Origin of the sequence: Lichenicoccus roseus (assembly GCF_005844085.1) — a bacterium.
Taxonomy (GTDB): domain Bacteria; phylum Pseudomonadota; class Alphaproteobacteria; order Acetobacterales; family Acetobacteraceae; genus Lichenicoccus; species Lichenicoccus roseus.
Genome location: NZ_VCDI01000008.1, coordinates 159,170 through 171,697 on the forward strand (window position 1 = coordinate 159,170; position 12,528 = coordinate 171,697).

The 12,528-nt window shown below is 63.0% G+C and carries 12 protein-coding genes and 1 pseudogene; 10 read left to right on the forward strand and 3 right to left on the reverse strand.

Annotated elements, in window-relative coordinates:
• The first annotated feature begins 3 nt into the window (after positions 1-3).
• From FE263_RS18700 to FE263_RS18730, 7 genes are all read left to right on the forward strand, one after another.
• The gene (locus tag FE263_RS18700) at positions 4-1,536 is read left to right on the forward strand and encodes a xylulokinase (protein ID WP_138327575.1); all 1,533 of its coding nucleotides are present in this window, start codon (positions 4-6) and stop codon (positions 1,534-1,536) included.
• The gene (locus FE263_RS18705; RefSeq protein WP_205880449.1) at positions 1,533-2,339 is read left to right on the forward strand and encodes an SDR family NAD(P)-dependent oxidoreductase; all 807 of its coding nucleotides are present in this window, start codon (positions 1,533-1,535) and stop codon (positions 2,337-2,339) included. Before FE263_RS18700 ends, FE263_RS18705 begins: the two co-directional genes overlap by 4 nt.
• 10 nt (positions 2,340-2,349) lie before the next feature.
• Positions 2,350-3,126 carry an SDR family NAD(P)-dependent oxidoreductase gene (locus FE263_RS18710; RefSeq protein WP_138327555.1) on the forward strand — a complete coding sequence of 259 codons (777 nt, stop codon included), beginning with the start codon at positions 2,350-2,352 and terminating at the stop codon, positions 3,124-3,126.
• A 442-nt stretch (positions 3,127-3,568) separates the two neighbouring features.
• Positions 3,569-4,150, forward strand: coding sequence for a DDE-type integrase/transposase/recombinase (locus tag FE263_RS18715; RefSeq protein ID WP_171034218.1), 582 nt, complete (start codon positions 3,569-3,571; stop codon positions 4,148-4,150).
• A gap of 511 nt (positions 4,151-4,661) precedes the next feature.
• On the forward strand, positions 4,662-4,850 hold the full coding sequence (locus FE263_RS18720; RefSeq protein ID WP_138327557.1) for a type II toxin-antitoxin system HicA family toxin: 189 nt from the start codon (positions 4,662-4,664) through the stop codon (positions 4,848-4,850).
• Between the two features lie 4 nt (positions 4,851-4,854).
• A complete protein-coding gene (locus tag FE263_RS18725) occupies positions 4,855-5,262 on the forward strand; it encodes a type II toxin-antitoxin system HicB family antitoxin (RefSeq protein WP_138327558.1) in 408 nt (135 codons plus the stop codon).
• Positions 5,263-5,525: 263 nt separating this feature from the next.
• Complete coding sequence (locus tag FE263_RS18730) at positions 5,526-5,729, forward strand: DUF2283 domain-containing protein (protein WP_138327559.1); 204 nt, start codon at positions 5,526-5,528, stop codon at positions 5,727-5,729.
• A 133-nt stretch (positions 5,730-5,862) separates the two neighbouring features.
• Here the strand turns inward: FE263_RS18730 and FE263_RS18735 are convergent.
• Positions 5,863-6,611, reverse strand: a pseudogene (locus tag FE263_RS18735) (IS5 family transposase).
• 950 nt (positions 6,612-7,561) lie between these two features.
• On the opposite strand from FE263_RS18735, the gene FE263_RS18740 reads away from it, so the two are divergent.
• From FE263_RS18740 to ku, 3 genes are all read left to right on the forward strand, one after another.
• Complete coding sequence (locus tag FE263_RS18740) at positions 7,562-8,020, forward strand: GNAT family N-acetyltransferase (RefSeq protein WP_138327560.1); 459 nt, start codon at positions 7,562-7,564, stop codon at positions 8,018-8,020.
• Between the two features lie 613 nt (positions 8,021-8,633).
• On the forward strand, positions 8,634-8,897 hold the full coding sequence (locus tag FE263_RS18745) for a hypothetical protein (protein WP_138327561.1): 264 nt from the start codon (positions 8,634-8,636) through the stop codon (positions 8,895-8,897).
• Between the two features lie 659 nt (positions 8,898-9,556).
• A complete protein-coding gene (gene ku, locus FE263_RS18750) occupies positions 9,557-10,420 on the forward strand; it encodes a non-homologous end joining protein Ku (protein ID WP_138327562.1) in 864 nt (287 codons plus the stop codon).
• On the opposite strand, the gene FE263_RS18755 is transcribed toward ku, so the two are convergent.
• Positions 10,377-10,811 (reverse strand): hypothetical protein, encoded by a 435-nt coding sequence (locus FE263_RS18755; RefSeq protein ID WP_138327563.1) that lies wholly within the window; start codon positions 10,809-10,811, stop codon positions 10,377-10,379. The two genes, ku and FE263_RS18755, sit on opposite strands and share 44 nt — an antisense overlap.
• 1,300 nt (positions 10,812-12,111) lie before the next feature.
• Positions 12,112-12,360 (reverse strand): hypothetical protein, encoded by a 249-nt coding sequence (locus FE263_RS18765; protein ID WP_138327564.1) that lies wholly within the window; start codon positions 12,358-12,360, stop codon positions 12,112-12,114.
• Positions 12,361-12,528: the final 168 nt, after the last annotated feature.

A 12,528-nucleotide genomic window follows, 5' to 3' on the forward strand; every position in this document is an offset into this window, starting at 1 on the left:
ACGATGATCGGGCGCGACCTGCTGCTGGCGATCGATGTCGGCACCGGGAGCGTGCGGGCGGCCCTGCTGGACGGCGCGGGCGAGACGGTCGCCTTCGCCGCGCAGGAGCATGAGCAGATCGTCCCGCAATACGGGTGGTCCGAGCAGCGTCCGGCGGACTGGTGGATTGGCGCGGTTGCGGTGATCCGCCGCGTGCTGGATGCCCTGCCGGGTGCCGCCGCCCGTATCGCCGCCGTCGGCGCCTGCGGCCAGATGCACGCCACGGTGCTGGTCGATGCCGACGGCGAGCCGGCCGTCGATGCCGTGCCGCTCTGGAACGACAAGCGCAATCGCGCGGAAGTGGACCGCTTCATGCGCGCGACGCACTGGCGCGCGCTGCTGCCGGTTGCCGGCAATCCGCCCTCGGTTGCCTGGTGGGCGTTCAAGCTGCAATGGCTGCAGGCGCATCGCAGCGCCGAGTTCGCCCGCGCTTGCATGGTGCTGAGCCCGAAGGACTGGATCAACTTCAAGCTCACCGGGGCTTTCGCCATCGACGCTCCGGAGGCCTCCTGCTCCTACCTGTACGATGTCGCGCGCGGGGGCTGGAGCGACCAGCTGGCGGGGCTCATCGGGATCGATCCCGCCCTGCTGCCGCCGGTGCGTGAGCCGCAGGAGATCCTGGCGGGGATCTCGCGCCGGGCCTCCGCACAGACCGGCCTGCCGGAGGGCATTCCGGTGGTGGTGGGCATCAGCGATTTCCCTGCAGCCCTGCTGGGCTCGGGGGTGATCGCGCCCGGGCTCGCATCGGACGTCACCGGCACCTCCACGCTGCTCACCCTGTGCACCGCCCTCCCCGTGCTGGATCCGGTGATCAGCAACGTGCGCGGCGCGTTGCCGAACTGGTCGGCCTTCACCATCCTGGATGCCGGGGGCGATGCCATGCGCTGGGCCCGCCGCGCCTTCCACGAGAACGCCTACGCCTACGAGCGCATCGTCTCGCTGGCGGCCGACGCACCACCCGGCGCCGGGATGCTGCTGTTCCTGCCGTATCTGAACGGCGAGCGTCTCGGCGAGCGCACCAATGCCCGTGCCCAGTTCATCGGACTGACCAGCTCCCATGGCGCTGGCCACCTCCATCGCGCCGTCATGGAAGGCGTCGCCTTTGCCGCGGCCCGGAACCTGCGGATCATGGAGAGCGCAGGCAACCGGCTCGACCGTGTCGTCGCGGCCGGCGGCGGCGCCAAGACCAGGCTCTGGCTCGAGATCAAGGCGAGCCTGTACGGCTGCCCGGTGGTGACGACGGCGGCCGAGGAATGCGGCGTGCTCGGCTGCGCCATGCTGGCCGGTACCGCTGTCGGCTTTTATCCCGATCTCGCCGGCGCCGCCGCCCGGCTGGTGCGCTGGACCGGCGAGATCCAACCCAATCCCCGCTGGATGGACATCTACGCCAACCTCAAGCCGATCTTCGAGCACGCCTACGAGCAGAGCGAGGTCTACTGGACCATGCTCGAGGCTGCGGAGACGGCGGTCGGCGCAGCACCGGGCCAGCCGGCGTGAACCACAAGGACGGCGGTACCGTGTCGACATCCTATCTCGAAAAATACGCGCTCGGAGGCCGGCTCGCGGTCATCACCGGCGGTGGTCGCGGCATCGGGCTTGCGTGCGCCGAGGCGTTGGCCGAAGCCGGTGCGCGCATCGTGCTGCTGGAGCGCGACGAGGAAGCCGCACGCGACGGCGCTGCGCGACTAGCCGCCGCGGGAGCCGATACCGCCTGGCGCCTGGTCGACGTGACCGATCCCGCCGCCCTGGACGCCGCCGCGCTGGCGATCGAGAAAGAGACAGGCCCGGTCGACATCCTTGTCTGCTGCGCCGGAATCGCAATCAGCGGAGTCGGTGCAGAGGTGGCGACAACCGCGCAATGGCGCCAGGTCATCGACATCAACCTCAACGGCGTGTACTGGTCATGCCAGGCGTTCGGCCGCGCGATGCTCGAGCGACGGCGTGGCGTCATCGTCAACATGGGCTCGATGTCCGGCCTGGTGGTGAACCGGCCGCAGGAGCAGGCGTCGTACAACGCATCGAAGGCTGCGGTGCACCAGCTGACCAGATCGCTGGCCGCCGAAGGGGCGCCGCGTGGCATCAGGGTCAACGCTGTTGCGCCCACCTATATCGATACGCCGATGACCCGCTACGGCATGCGGGACGAGGCGCTCCGGCGGGCCTGGCTGGATGCGACACCGATGGGCCGTGTCGGCCGCCCCGACGAGATCGCGTCGGTGGTCCTGTTCCTGGCGACCGAGGCAGCCAGCCTGCTGACCGGAAGCATCGTCGTCGCTGACGCCGGCTACACCTGCTGGTAGGAGATCTCGCATGAGTACGTCGCTCCTCGAAGTTTCGAGCTGTTTTGCAAACGACCTGTTCTCCGGGCGGCAGGTGCTAGTTTCCGGAGCCACCAGCGGCATCGGCCTCGAGCTGGCACGCGGCTTTCGTGCCCTCGGCGCTTCGGTGCTGGCGACGGGAAGCTCATCCGCCAAACTGTCGGCGACCGGTGAGGATCCCGCCAATGCCGGTATCGCCTTCGCCCGGCTCGATGTTCGCGATAGCGAGGCCATCCGCGCGACGATCGGCGGCCTCGATCGGCTGGATGTGCTGGTCAACGCGGCCGGCGTGGCCCGCCCGCACGAGGAATACGAGCCGGACGTCTTCCAGGACGTCATCGACATCAATCTCAGCGCGGCGATGCGCTTCGCCATGGCTGGATGCGACAAGCTGGCCAGCAGGAGCGGCTGCATCATCAACTACGCCTCGATGCTCTCCTATCTCGCCGATGCGGCTGTTCCAGCCTACTGCGCTTCCAAGACCGGTCTGCTCGGATTGACCCGCGCCCTGGCGCATAAGTTCGGGCCCGACGGCATACGCGTGAATGCTATCGCGCCGGGCTACCACAAGACCGACATGACCCAGCCGCTCTGGTCGCAGCCGAGAAATCATGACGCGATCGCCGGACACTCCGCCCTGAAGCGCTGGGGCACCACCACCGACCTGGTCGGCGCAACCTTGTTCCTCGCCAGCCCGGCGGCCGCCTTCATCACAGGTATCTGCCTGCCGGTGGACGGTGGCTATGGCAGCGGCGCCGCGACCGGATGAGCAACCCTGTGGCTTGGTTGTCGAGGCCATACGGAGGCGCACGTCCCACTTGATCTGGCAGACGTAGGCGATCCACTACATCGCGGTTGCCGGGTTTCGATCAGCAACGTCGCCTGTTGACGAAGACGGCGAGGTCCTCTTTGAAGACGCGGAGCTGGCGGCCGAGCTGTCGCCCCCGCAGGTTGGGATCGTCGATCCGGCGTCGAATGGTCTTGGTAGAGACCTACAGGGTTCTGTCAGCTCTCGTGCCAGTGGCGGATCTGGCGGCCGCTTGGGTGGTTGACGTAGCGTTGCCTGCGATGGCAGCGGGCAGGATACCGGGATGAACTGCGTGTGCTGTGGGTCTGCAGCCGTGACGGAACGTCCGGACGTGACGGCGCGTTGCTAGCGACGGTTTCGGTGTCGGACTTGCGGACGGCAATTCAACGAGCACAGCGTGGGCGTGCTGAACCGGACTTATCTGCCCAGTGACATCATCGCCTTGGTGGTGTTCTGCCGGCTGCGCTACCGGCTGACCCTGCGCGACCTCAGCAAGATCATGGCTCTGCGAGGGATCGAAGCAAGCTATGAGGCCGTCCGCGACTGGGAGCCAAAGCTGCTGCCGGTCATGGGCGACGAGCTCCACAGGCGCCGGCGCGACATGCGACGCGGTTCCGGCGCCAGCTGGTATTTCAACGAGAACTACATGCTCAGCGAGCATCGCGACATGAAGGCGCCCAAGGCGTTCTTCCACTCGGCCAGGGCGACCATGGGCTTTTGGCCGGACCGGGTGACGACGGACGGCCATGGCTCCTACCCAAGGGCGATCCGCAGTGTAGTGGGCGAGACCGTCCGACACCGGACCAGTGCCTACCTGAACAACCGTCTCGAGCAGGGTCATCGCGGCATCAAGGGCAGGGTCCGATGCATGCGTGGCTTCAAGAGCCATGACGCCGCCAGCCGGGTCAGTCGCGAACATGGTGAGCTCCGTAACCTCCTGCGTCCCCGCCGCCGTCACAACCAGGCTGTCCCCGCCTCCCCCTAGCGCGTCCGCTCTACCAAAGGCGCCCGCATCGCGCTCGACATCATGACGTCTGCCTGAACGACACGTCCCTCGTAACTCGACGGCCTCGACTGCAAAACTGTGGCAGCAGGGGGCTGTCGACAGCGCTGATCTGCCCGACCTGGTCGCTTGCGGGCGCGGGTATCTCGGCTCGACGACGCGTTAACAAGGCGGCAACGTATGGTTTGATGTCATCCGAAAGGACGACCGCCGCGTAAGCGGGGCCAGGGACGACAGGATGCTCGACCTGAGGATTGCTCTGCCATGAACCTGACCGGGACGAGGTTTCGCGACGTCCTGGTCGTCCTGACCGCCCTATGGGGCGCGGCCTGCCTGGTCGGGTATCTCAGTCACTTCGCTCTAAATGCCCCGTCGCAGCCGGACCCAACGTCGGTTGTGGGGCCGGTGAAGCCTTAGCGGATTTGGTCCATACCCGACTCTCAGTGCCGCGCGAGAGGCTCGACGACGCCTCCCATATGTGTATATTGTGTGTATGAACAGCCGGGAAATCATCCGCGCGCTTGAACTTGCGGGATGGGTTCACGTCGCGACCAAGGGCGATCACTGGCAGTTCAAGCATCTGGAGCGGCCCGGTCGGGTGACGGTGCCGCATCCCAAGCGAGACCTGCCGATCGGGACGCTGCGGAGCATCGAGAAACAGGCCGGGGCGAGACTGAGGTGATCCGATGACCAGCTATATTGCCCTGATCCGCAAAGAAGCCTCGAGCGACTACGGGGTCGAGTTTCCCGACCTGCCGGGGTGCGTGACAGCGGGGACCGACCTCGACGACGCGCGACGCATGGCGAGCGAGGTCCTCGCACTGCACATTCAGGGCATGGTCGAGGACGGTGACGAGGTTCCGTACCCCTCGACCCTGGAGACCGTCATGCAGGATCGGGAGAACGAGGGGGCGGTTGCGATCCTCGTCGAAGCCCCGGTGCGGGTGTCGACCGCGGTCCGGGTGAATATCACGCTTCCAAAGGACCTGATCGCGGCGATTGACCGGGTCAGCCCGAACCGGTCCCGCTTCCTTGCGGACGCGGCGCGTGTCGCCCTCCGGGAGCGCGCGTCCGATCCCGCATTACAAGGTTAATTATCGCCACTCTTGCATCGATGCCTCTCCAATCTAACGAAAGCCCACGTAAAAATTAATAACAATGCAATGAAGCAAATCGGAATCGCGGCATTATAGGGCTCCGGAAGTTTACTCAATACGACAGAAACTAGCACGGCAAACACCGTCATAAATGTTGATATCAACGTCAGTTAGTTTTGGGTTTCAGTCCCATACATCCTCGTTCTATCACAGCATTTCCGTTACGACATAAGAACCTTGTGTCAACCGAAAGACTGCCGATGATCCGGTTCTCCCATGACATCGAGGCGGACGCCCTGCGGCTGAGTTTTGGCCAAGAGGGGGCATATTGCGAGTCCGAGGAGGTCGCTCCGGGCGTGATCCTCGACTTCGACGCTGCGGGCGAGGTCATTGGGATCGAGGTCCTCTACGTTGCAAGGCGTGGGGAGCTGCGGCGGGCGCAGGAAGCGGATCGATCCGGTTGAGAGGGACGCGTAAACAGCCCGGTCAGGCGCGTGAACACGGCGGTAGCGCGGACGGTGCCACACACTCGAACCGCGCGACCTCGACGAACGCTGCTGTTTTCCGATCTACTCGATATGCGACTAGGGCCCGGACTCATGACCAGAAGCTGATGGCGGCGGGTAGGCAGACGCTGCTGGCGAAGTTGGTCGCGAGCTTGTCGTAGCGGGTAGCGATCCTGCGGTAGTCCTTCAGCCGACAGAACATGCGCTCGATGGCGTTGCGGCGGCGATAGAGCACGCGGCTGAAGCAGCTTTTCCAGATCCGGGTGCGCCTGGGCGGGATGTTCGGGACGGCGCCCTGCTGCTCGATCTGCTGGCGGATGGAATTAGTGTAGTAGGCACGACCCGCCATGACCAGGGCGCTGTGCGGCGGTCCATGCAGCAAGCCCTCAGCCGCCCGGCAGTCAGAGACATGGCCTGCGGTAAGACAGAAGGCGATCAGGCGCCCGAGGCCATCGGTCAGGGCATGGATCTTGGTGGTGCGGCCGCCGCGGCCGATGGCCTGGATCTGGCGCCCCCTTTTCCTCCAGCGGCGCGGCGGTGGGCCATGATGTGGGTGCTGTCTAGGAGAAGCTCGGCAGGACGTCCATCAGCCGCCGGAAGTGTTTGGAACATACGCTGCCATATCCCGGGAGCACCCTAGCGGACGGATCGGTTGTAGAGGGTCTTGCGCGGCCCGTAGACCGCCGGTGCATCGACCCAACGACCACCTGACTTCAGCACGTGCACGATGCCGCTGATCACCCTGCGGTCATCAACACGTGGCACGCCCCGGGACTTGCGCGGCAAGAGCGGCGCCAGACGCTTCCATTGCCGCTCGCTCAGCCAGAACTCCGTCGCCATCCGCGCCTCCCCATCACGAGGAGCGAATCACAGACCGCAGCTGTTGGGTATCCCGCTAATGGGTCCGGACCGTAGTAGGTAGAACGGGTTCGCCGGATCCACCGTTGGCTCGATCTGCCCGCCATAGGGCTCGATAATCTGCTCAAGTAACTTGTTGACTCAAGATAATGGAAGCGCTTTTTAATCCTGGTTAAGCGTTGCTTAGGCTTGAAGAGCTATGAAGTCACTGCTGCTTCTCGTATCGCTCATCATCTTCAGCGCCCCAGCGAAGGCGGGGGTTTCGCCAACAGAGGAAGAAGGCAATCTTCTCTGGATCAAGAGCGAGACGTCTACCACCGCTCTATGCTTTGATGAGTGCTACCACGTCTGTCAGACTGCTTCCGATGCGTGCAAAGAGCACCGCACTCCAAATAACTGTGCTAAAGACTACGAGTTCTGTGAAGATGACTGTAGCCGAGAGTGCCATTGACCCGTGCTCTGCACGCTCGACGCGAGGCTAGACCTTCGCATCACCCGGCGTCTAAATCTCTGCGATTGGGATCCATGATCGGTCTTCTCGCCAGCGCCATCCCGTCGCTCCCCGCCCGGCCGCTCACACCTTCGCTGGCAACCCAACCTCGCTAACCAGCAGTCCATCGTCAGTCTGCTCGAGCAACACCTGGTGGCCTGGGCGCCAGAGCAACGTCCTCAACAAAAAAGGCTGGGATGGTCAGGCAGCCATCTGCTCCAATCGTGGCTGTGTCTTGTGCAGAGTCGTCAGACATGAGCGACTTCCCCCGAATGCTGTGACGCGGTCAATGCAACCTGTGTGGCTTCGCGTTATCACGGCAATAGTAGTCACCATGGTCTCGCAGGATTGCGCTTCGTGCCAAGGTCCGCTGAAGTCGGGTAGGTCGAGAATGACCCGCCGAGGCCAGTCACTGCTGAACCCTAGCGATGAGGGGGCATCGATGTTCGTGATCCGTCAAGATGACCTATCGGGCAGGCAAACTCGCAAGCTTTTGGCATTGCACTTGGCGGGAATGCACGCCAGCTCGCCGCCCGGCAGTGTCTTTGCACTCGATCTGTCCGGATTGCAGGTTCCGGAGGTGACAGTATGGAGCGCTTGGCAGGAGTACCGCGTCGCGAGCGTCGGCGCCTTGAAGATCTTAGGCGGTGGGACCGCCGAGGTGAAATCAATGCGAACTCACCCCGATTTCCTTCGTAAGGGCGCAGGGACAGCACTGTTAGATTGGATCATTGCTGACGCATCCGACCGAGGCATTACCCGACTTAGCCTGGAGACTGGCAGCGGCCCCGCCTTCGAACCGGCTCTTGCGCTATATCGCCGGCGCGGCTTCAGAAACTGTCCTGCTTTCGCGGACTACGTGCAGAGCAAATTCAATCAATTCTTGCAGCTCGATCTCTAATGAAGAAAAACCGATTATCAGCTGAATGTTGCAATAATCCGTCCACCTTGAAACTCGAATCAAAAACCTCTGGTGGTAGCGCGAGTAGCTTGGTCGTCGTAAATCCAGAACGGGACACGTGCGTGCACCGGATCGTCTGATTGCTTCGAGCAAAGACGTCAGTGCCGGCATAATAGAGACTGCCGGCGCAGCCAGCGGGTCGTGGGTCCTAGCGTAAGCGACGACACCGTATCCGGACTGCAGGGTCACCTTGCCAGTCGCCAGCAGCGGCCGGTTGTTGTCAGGGTGGGGACTGCCGGAAGGAAGCTGATCAATCACGCTAGGTCTGAGGAGGCGCTCTCCCGGCACATGAATCGATCATAGTAATAACGCACAGCGAATGCACGTTGACGTTCTATTCACTACGTTAAAGCCTCACAGGCGCATAGATAGCATCCCAGCCAACACACTAACGTAACGTTAGGCAAGGATCGCTCACATGCTCGAAATGGTTCTCATGCTCATGAGCTTCGTCTTGTTCGGAGCGTTCTGGGCCGTCTGTGCCGTCCTGTACGACGCGACGCCGATCATCTCTGCAGATGACGTCTGACACCTGGCCACAGGATACATCGCCGTGCCGCACCCTGGTGCTTCTGTCGACCTCAAGACCCACTCGACCTTCCCGACCTCTATGCCCGAGGTTGTCGTCGCCGACCGCGCTGCGTATCAGGCTGAGAGCCTGAAGTGGAGCCGCAAGGCAGCCAGCCTCTATCGCCAGTACATACTGGCGATGGCCGCGACAGTGTTGACCGTCGCAGTTGTGGTCGTCCTCTGGGCGCTGCCCCTGATCGCACCACTCTTCGGTGACATGTACCTCTTCGGGTCACCTTCGGTCTGACCGCCGCCATGAACACGACCGGCGGCTCGACGAGCGTCAGCACCGTGGCGACTTTACGCCGCTGCCTATCGAACAGAGAACTTGAACTGAACTACTAGCGGTGCCTTTTACGGCGCCTCGCCTCGCCACCGGCTCGGTTCTTGGACTCGCAAGCTAAGAACGTCATACTCCCATGGCCCGGGGAGAAAGTCGGCAGTCCCGGTGTGGTTGTTTAGGTCCCACCTCGCGTGAAGCACAGACTGACCATAGTAGTGCACGCGCAACGTCGTCCTCGTTGGGGTTTTGATACAGGTGATTAAAATGTCGGCTGACTGAAAGCGCCCAGATTCACCGCTCCTGACTCCCCAGCTGCGGATCAGTCCCTCACAGTGCATGATGAGCCGATTGCACCACGCAACCTGTGTACTCGTTAGATCCATGAAAGCCTCCAGACGGCGCGTCATGCCAATCTAAAAGATTTTCACGCAAGTAAAGAATGCGACATTATTATGTTGTGAAGTTAGTTTGATGAGCTCTGCAGCAGGAGACTCGTTTAGGATCCGCCTCCTTGGGTCCTCGATCGCTGTACCCTTAAAGCCGTTGTCGGTCTGATTGAGCAGTGACCTGTGACCTGGCCGCCAGTCCCGCTGCTTGGTCCCATCGGGACCAAGCCCGGCCTGATGCTGGTCTACGTCGTTGAACATGGTGCCCCGAGCAACCGTCAGGAGTGCAGTTCTAACGCACAAGCATCCAGAGGCCGCCGAAGATACCTACTCCTCAGCGAGAGCGATCTGAACAGCGTCAAGGTCGAGAGTTCGTCACTCATGACCGTCGAGAAGTTCGTCAACGTTGCCTCAATCGATCCGGTCTATTACGACAGCAGCTATTGTGTCGCACCCGATGGCAAGGGTGCGGATGACGTGTTCGCCGTGCTGCGGGAGGCGATCCGTTCGACCGGCAAAGTCGCCCTGATCCGCGTTGTCATCGCGCAGCGGGAGCGGACGATCGCGATCCGGCAGATGGGCGCGGGATTAGTCGCGCATACGCTGAACGAGCAGCGCGACCTGAACGACGCCGCAACCCTGTTCGAGGATGTGCGCGACGTCAAGGTCGACCCGGAAATGGTGCAACTCGCGGTTCAACTGGTCGCGCGGCAGACCGGAAAATATGACCCCGCTGATCTCGAGGACCAATACGAAAGCCGCCTTCGCGCGATGCTCGACGCGAAGCTCGCGGGTGAAGGCATCATGCTCGATGACGAGCCAATGCCCGACCATAGCAACGTCGTGAACATCATGGACGCGCTGCGCGCCAGCCTTGGAGAGCCCGCCCCGACGAAGGCTGCGAAGGCGGTCAAGTCTCCGGTCGCGACCAAGGCGCGCAGGAAAAAGGTTCCGACGCCGCAGGAGGTCCGGGCGCAACCCGGCTTCAAGCTACCGATCGAAGGCGGTCGCAAGGCTGCACCGCAGGCTGAGCAGGCACCCGCCAGGGCGGTCGAGGTCATTCGGGCGCAGGCACCGCGGAGCCGCCGCAAGGTGTCTTAGGTTTGTTCGAGCCGATGTAAGGCGCCGGTTCCTCTGCGTCGAGAAACCTATCAATGGCGGCTTGCGCCTCTCGAACTGCAGCCCGGAGGGCGCTGCTCTTTCCTGTACGCGGGACATGGCCCATCGCAAGAACTTGGTCATCTCTCGATGCAGTCCAGAAACGTTCGCTTCCAATCTCGCCTGATACCGTATAGAGCGAATTGCGATAAAAGGAACGTTTGGTCCGGCAATCCGGCTGCTCCTGCACGACCTGTGGTCGATGGCAAAATACCGCGTCGGTCAGGTAGGCGACTTTCCGAACGAGGGTCAAGGCCAGCAGGACCGCCCACCCGCCTAAACGCTGATCGACCCGCCCCTTGACCCGCAGAGGCACCGAAGCGGGAATTCGCATGGACGACGTCTCCGCCTCCTGAGGCAACCAGGTCTCGCAGGTCGAGCGGAACGCTCCGACGGCAAGCGGCGCACGCCACCCATCCCCGTGGCTTGCCTCGAGGGTCATCCGCACAGTCGGAAGCGGCAGGCTCTCGCGGTCGAGGCGTCGGTTCACCTGCCCGGTTTCGCGACGAACTACCTGCACCGTCCAGTTCAGGTATCGCAGTCCTGAACACCTCCACCGCGACGCAATCAACGTTCATGCCATGTTCTCGTCATGGGCGCGAACCTCTCGATCTCGCAGCGGCTCCGGGTCGTCTTCCGGACACCCCTAGCGCGATACCGCAATGGCGAATGGGTCCTGATCTGCGCCTGTTGCCAGTGCGCGACGGAGGCGGAAATCCCGGTCGTGGGACTGCTCGAGGAGCATGGGCGTCGGACAATTGCGCACACGATTGAGCGATTGCGCTGCTCTCGCTGTCGACAGCCGTCCGCCGCTATCGTGTTGCAGTCCAGGCCGTCGACGTTCGAGGGGCGGGTCGAGGTCGTCCGGCTGCGCGGATCGGGCGCATACGCATGACCGAAACGAACGGTCGGAAGTCGTTCGAAATAGGCGCAGAATATCTGCATCCTACAGGCCGCGACTCGCAGCGCGGGTTAGTAACGGCCTTCCCATGCGTAGGGATCACGGGCTCTCTCACAAGAGCATCCCGTCTCGGGACGCGAGGATGACCCATGACCCATCAACGCCGAAGGGCTCCCGAAGGAGCCCCCAAACCGATCTGGTATGCACAGCTTGGCGGCGAGTGCATTTCAAAACCGGACAGTTCGATGCGCTTTTCAACCCGTTTTGACGGGAACAGGATCGCTTTGTCTGACGGGTGGTAACGACGCGGAGCATTCGGCGGGGAGAACCCGCCGATGACGACCGACTGCCTCACCTCTGCCGAAGCAAGCGCACTCGCAGCGCGAGCCCGAAGCGTCTGGAGCACGCGTGAGATCACGCCGCACTAATCCGCCCTCTTCGATGTGCTTCTTTGGTCCTGCCGACCGCACGGCAGGCCGACGGTCCGGGCCGCATACAGCCTGCTCGCGCGCCTTGCAGGATCGTCCGAGCGACCGTCCGGAGCGTACTCGAGGCGCTCGAGCGGGTCGGGCTGATCGAACGAACTAGGTCCCGCGTCGTCGTGACTGGGGCAAACGGCGGACGGGTCTGGCGGCCGGCACCAGCACAACGCGCGTCTTCTCGCCCTTCCCGAACACCGTGATCTGCCCCTCCTCGTCGCCACGCGCGACCAGATCCGCGTCTCGAAGACAGATCAAGCGCCGACGAAAGGCGGCGGTTTGCCGGCCAAGTCGATGGATGACTTAAATACGGTGTAGCCGCTCCGCGCGCTCGTCAACGGGAAGACCTTGATGGTGTCGCGCCAGATCTCGAAGGAGCCGCCCGCAGCCTGGACCATGAGAGCAAAGACGCGGGCATCTCGGTCGGTGTCCCACTTGGCTCGCTGCCCTGAGCCGATGATGTTCCCGTCGAAGTCGAGCGGGTAGACGCGATAGGTAGGCATATGCTCTCCCGGACCACAAGGCGGGAGGCTTGAGCCCTCTCAGTCGCTGACGCCCTGATTGCCGTAAGGCACGAGCCAGCGATCTTTCGACCCTAGAGCAGATTCCGATCATTCCGGCTCATATCCTGCGGCTTTAAAGTAGTTCGCGCACTCGGTGGGAGAGAATTC

What these genes read in the sequence shown, in the direction of transcription:
- FE263_RS18755 (WP_138327563.1), bottom strand. Translation starts at nt 10,811, where the DNA reads ATGCGAATTCCCGCTTCGGTGCCTCTGCGGGTCAAGGGGCGGGTCGAT.
- FE263_RS18740 (WP_138327560.1), top strand. Translation starts at nt 7,562, where the DNA reads ATGTTCGTGATCCGTCAAGATGACCTATCGGGCAGGCAAACTCGCAAG.
- ku (WP_138327562.1), top strand. Translation starts at nt 9,557, where the DNA reads ATGCTGGTCTACGTCGTTGAACATGGTGCCCCGAGCAACCGTCAGGAG.
- FE263_RS18710 (WP_138327555.1), top strand. Translation starts at nt 2,350, where the DNA reads ATGAGTACGTCGCTCCTCGAAGTTTCGAGCTGTTTTGCAAACGACCTG.
- FE263_RS18725 (WP_138327558.1), top strand. Translation starts at nt 4,855, where the DNA reads ATGACCAGCTATATTGCCCTGATCCGCAAAGAAGCCTCGAGCGACTAC.
- FE263_RS18700 (WP_138327575.1), top strand. Translation starts at nt 4, where the DNA reads ATGATCGGGCGCGACCTGCTGCTGGCGATCGATGTCGGCACCGGGAGC.
- FE263_RS18720 (WP_138327557.1), top strand. Translation starts at nt 4,662, where the DNA reads ATGAACAGCCGGGAAATCATCCGCGCGCTTGAACTTGCGGGATGGGTT.
- FE263_RS18765 (WP_138327564.1), bottom strand. Translation starts at nt 12,360, where the DNA reads ATGCCTACCTATCGCGTCTACCCGCTCGACTTCGACGGGAACATCATC.
- FE263_RS18730 (WP_138327559.1), top strand. Translation starts at nt 5,526, where the DNA reads ATGATCCGGTTCTCCCATGACATCGAGGCGGACGCCCTGCGGCTGAGT.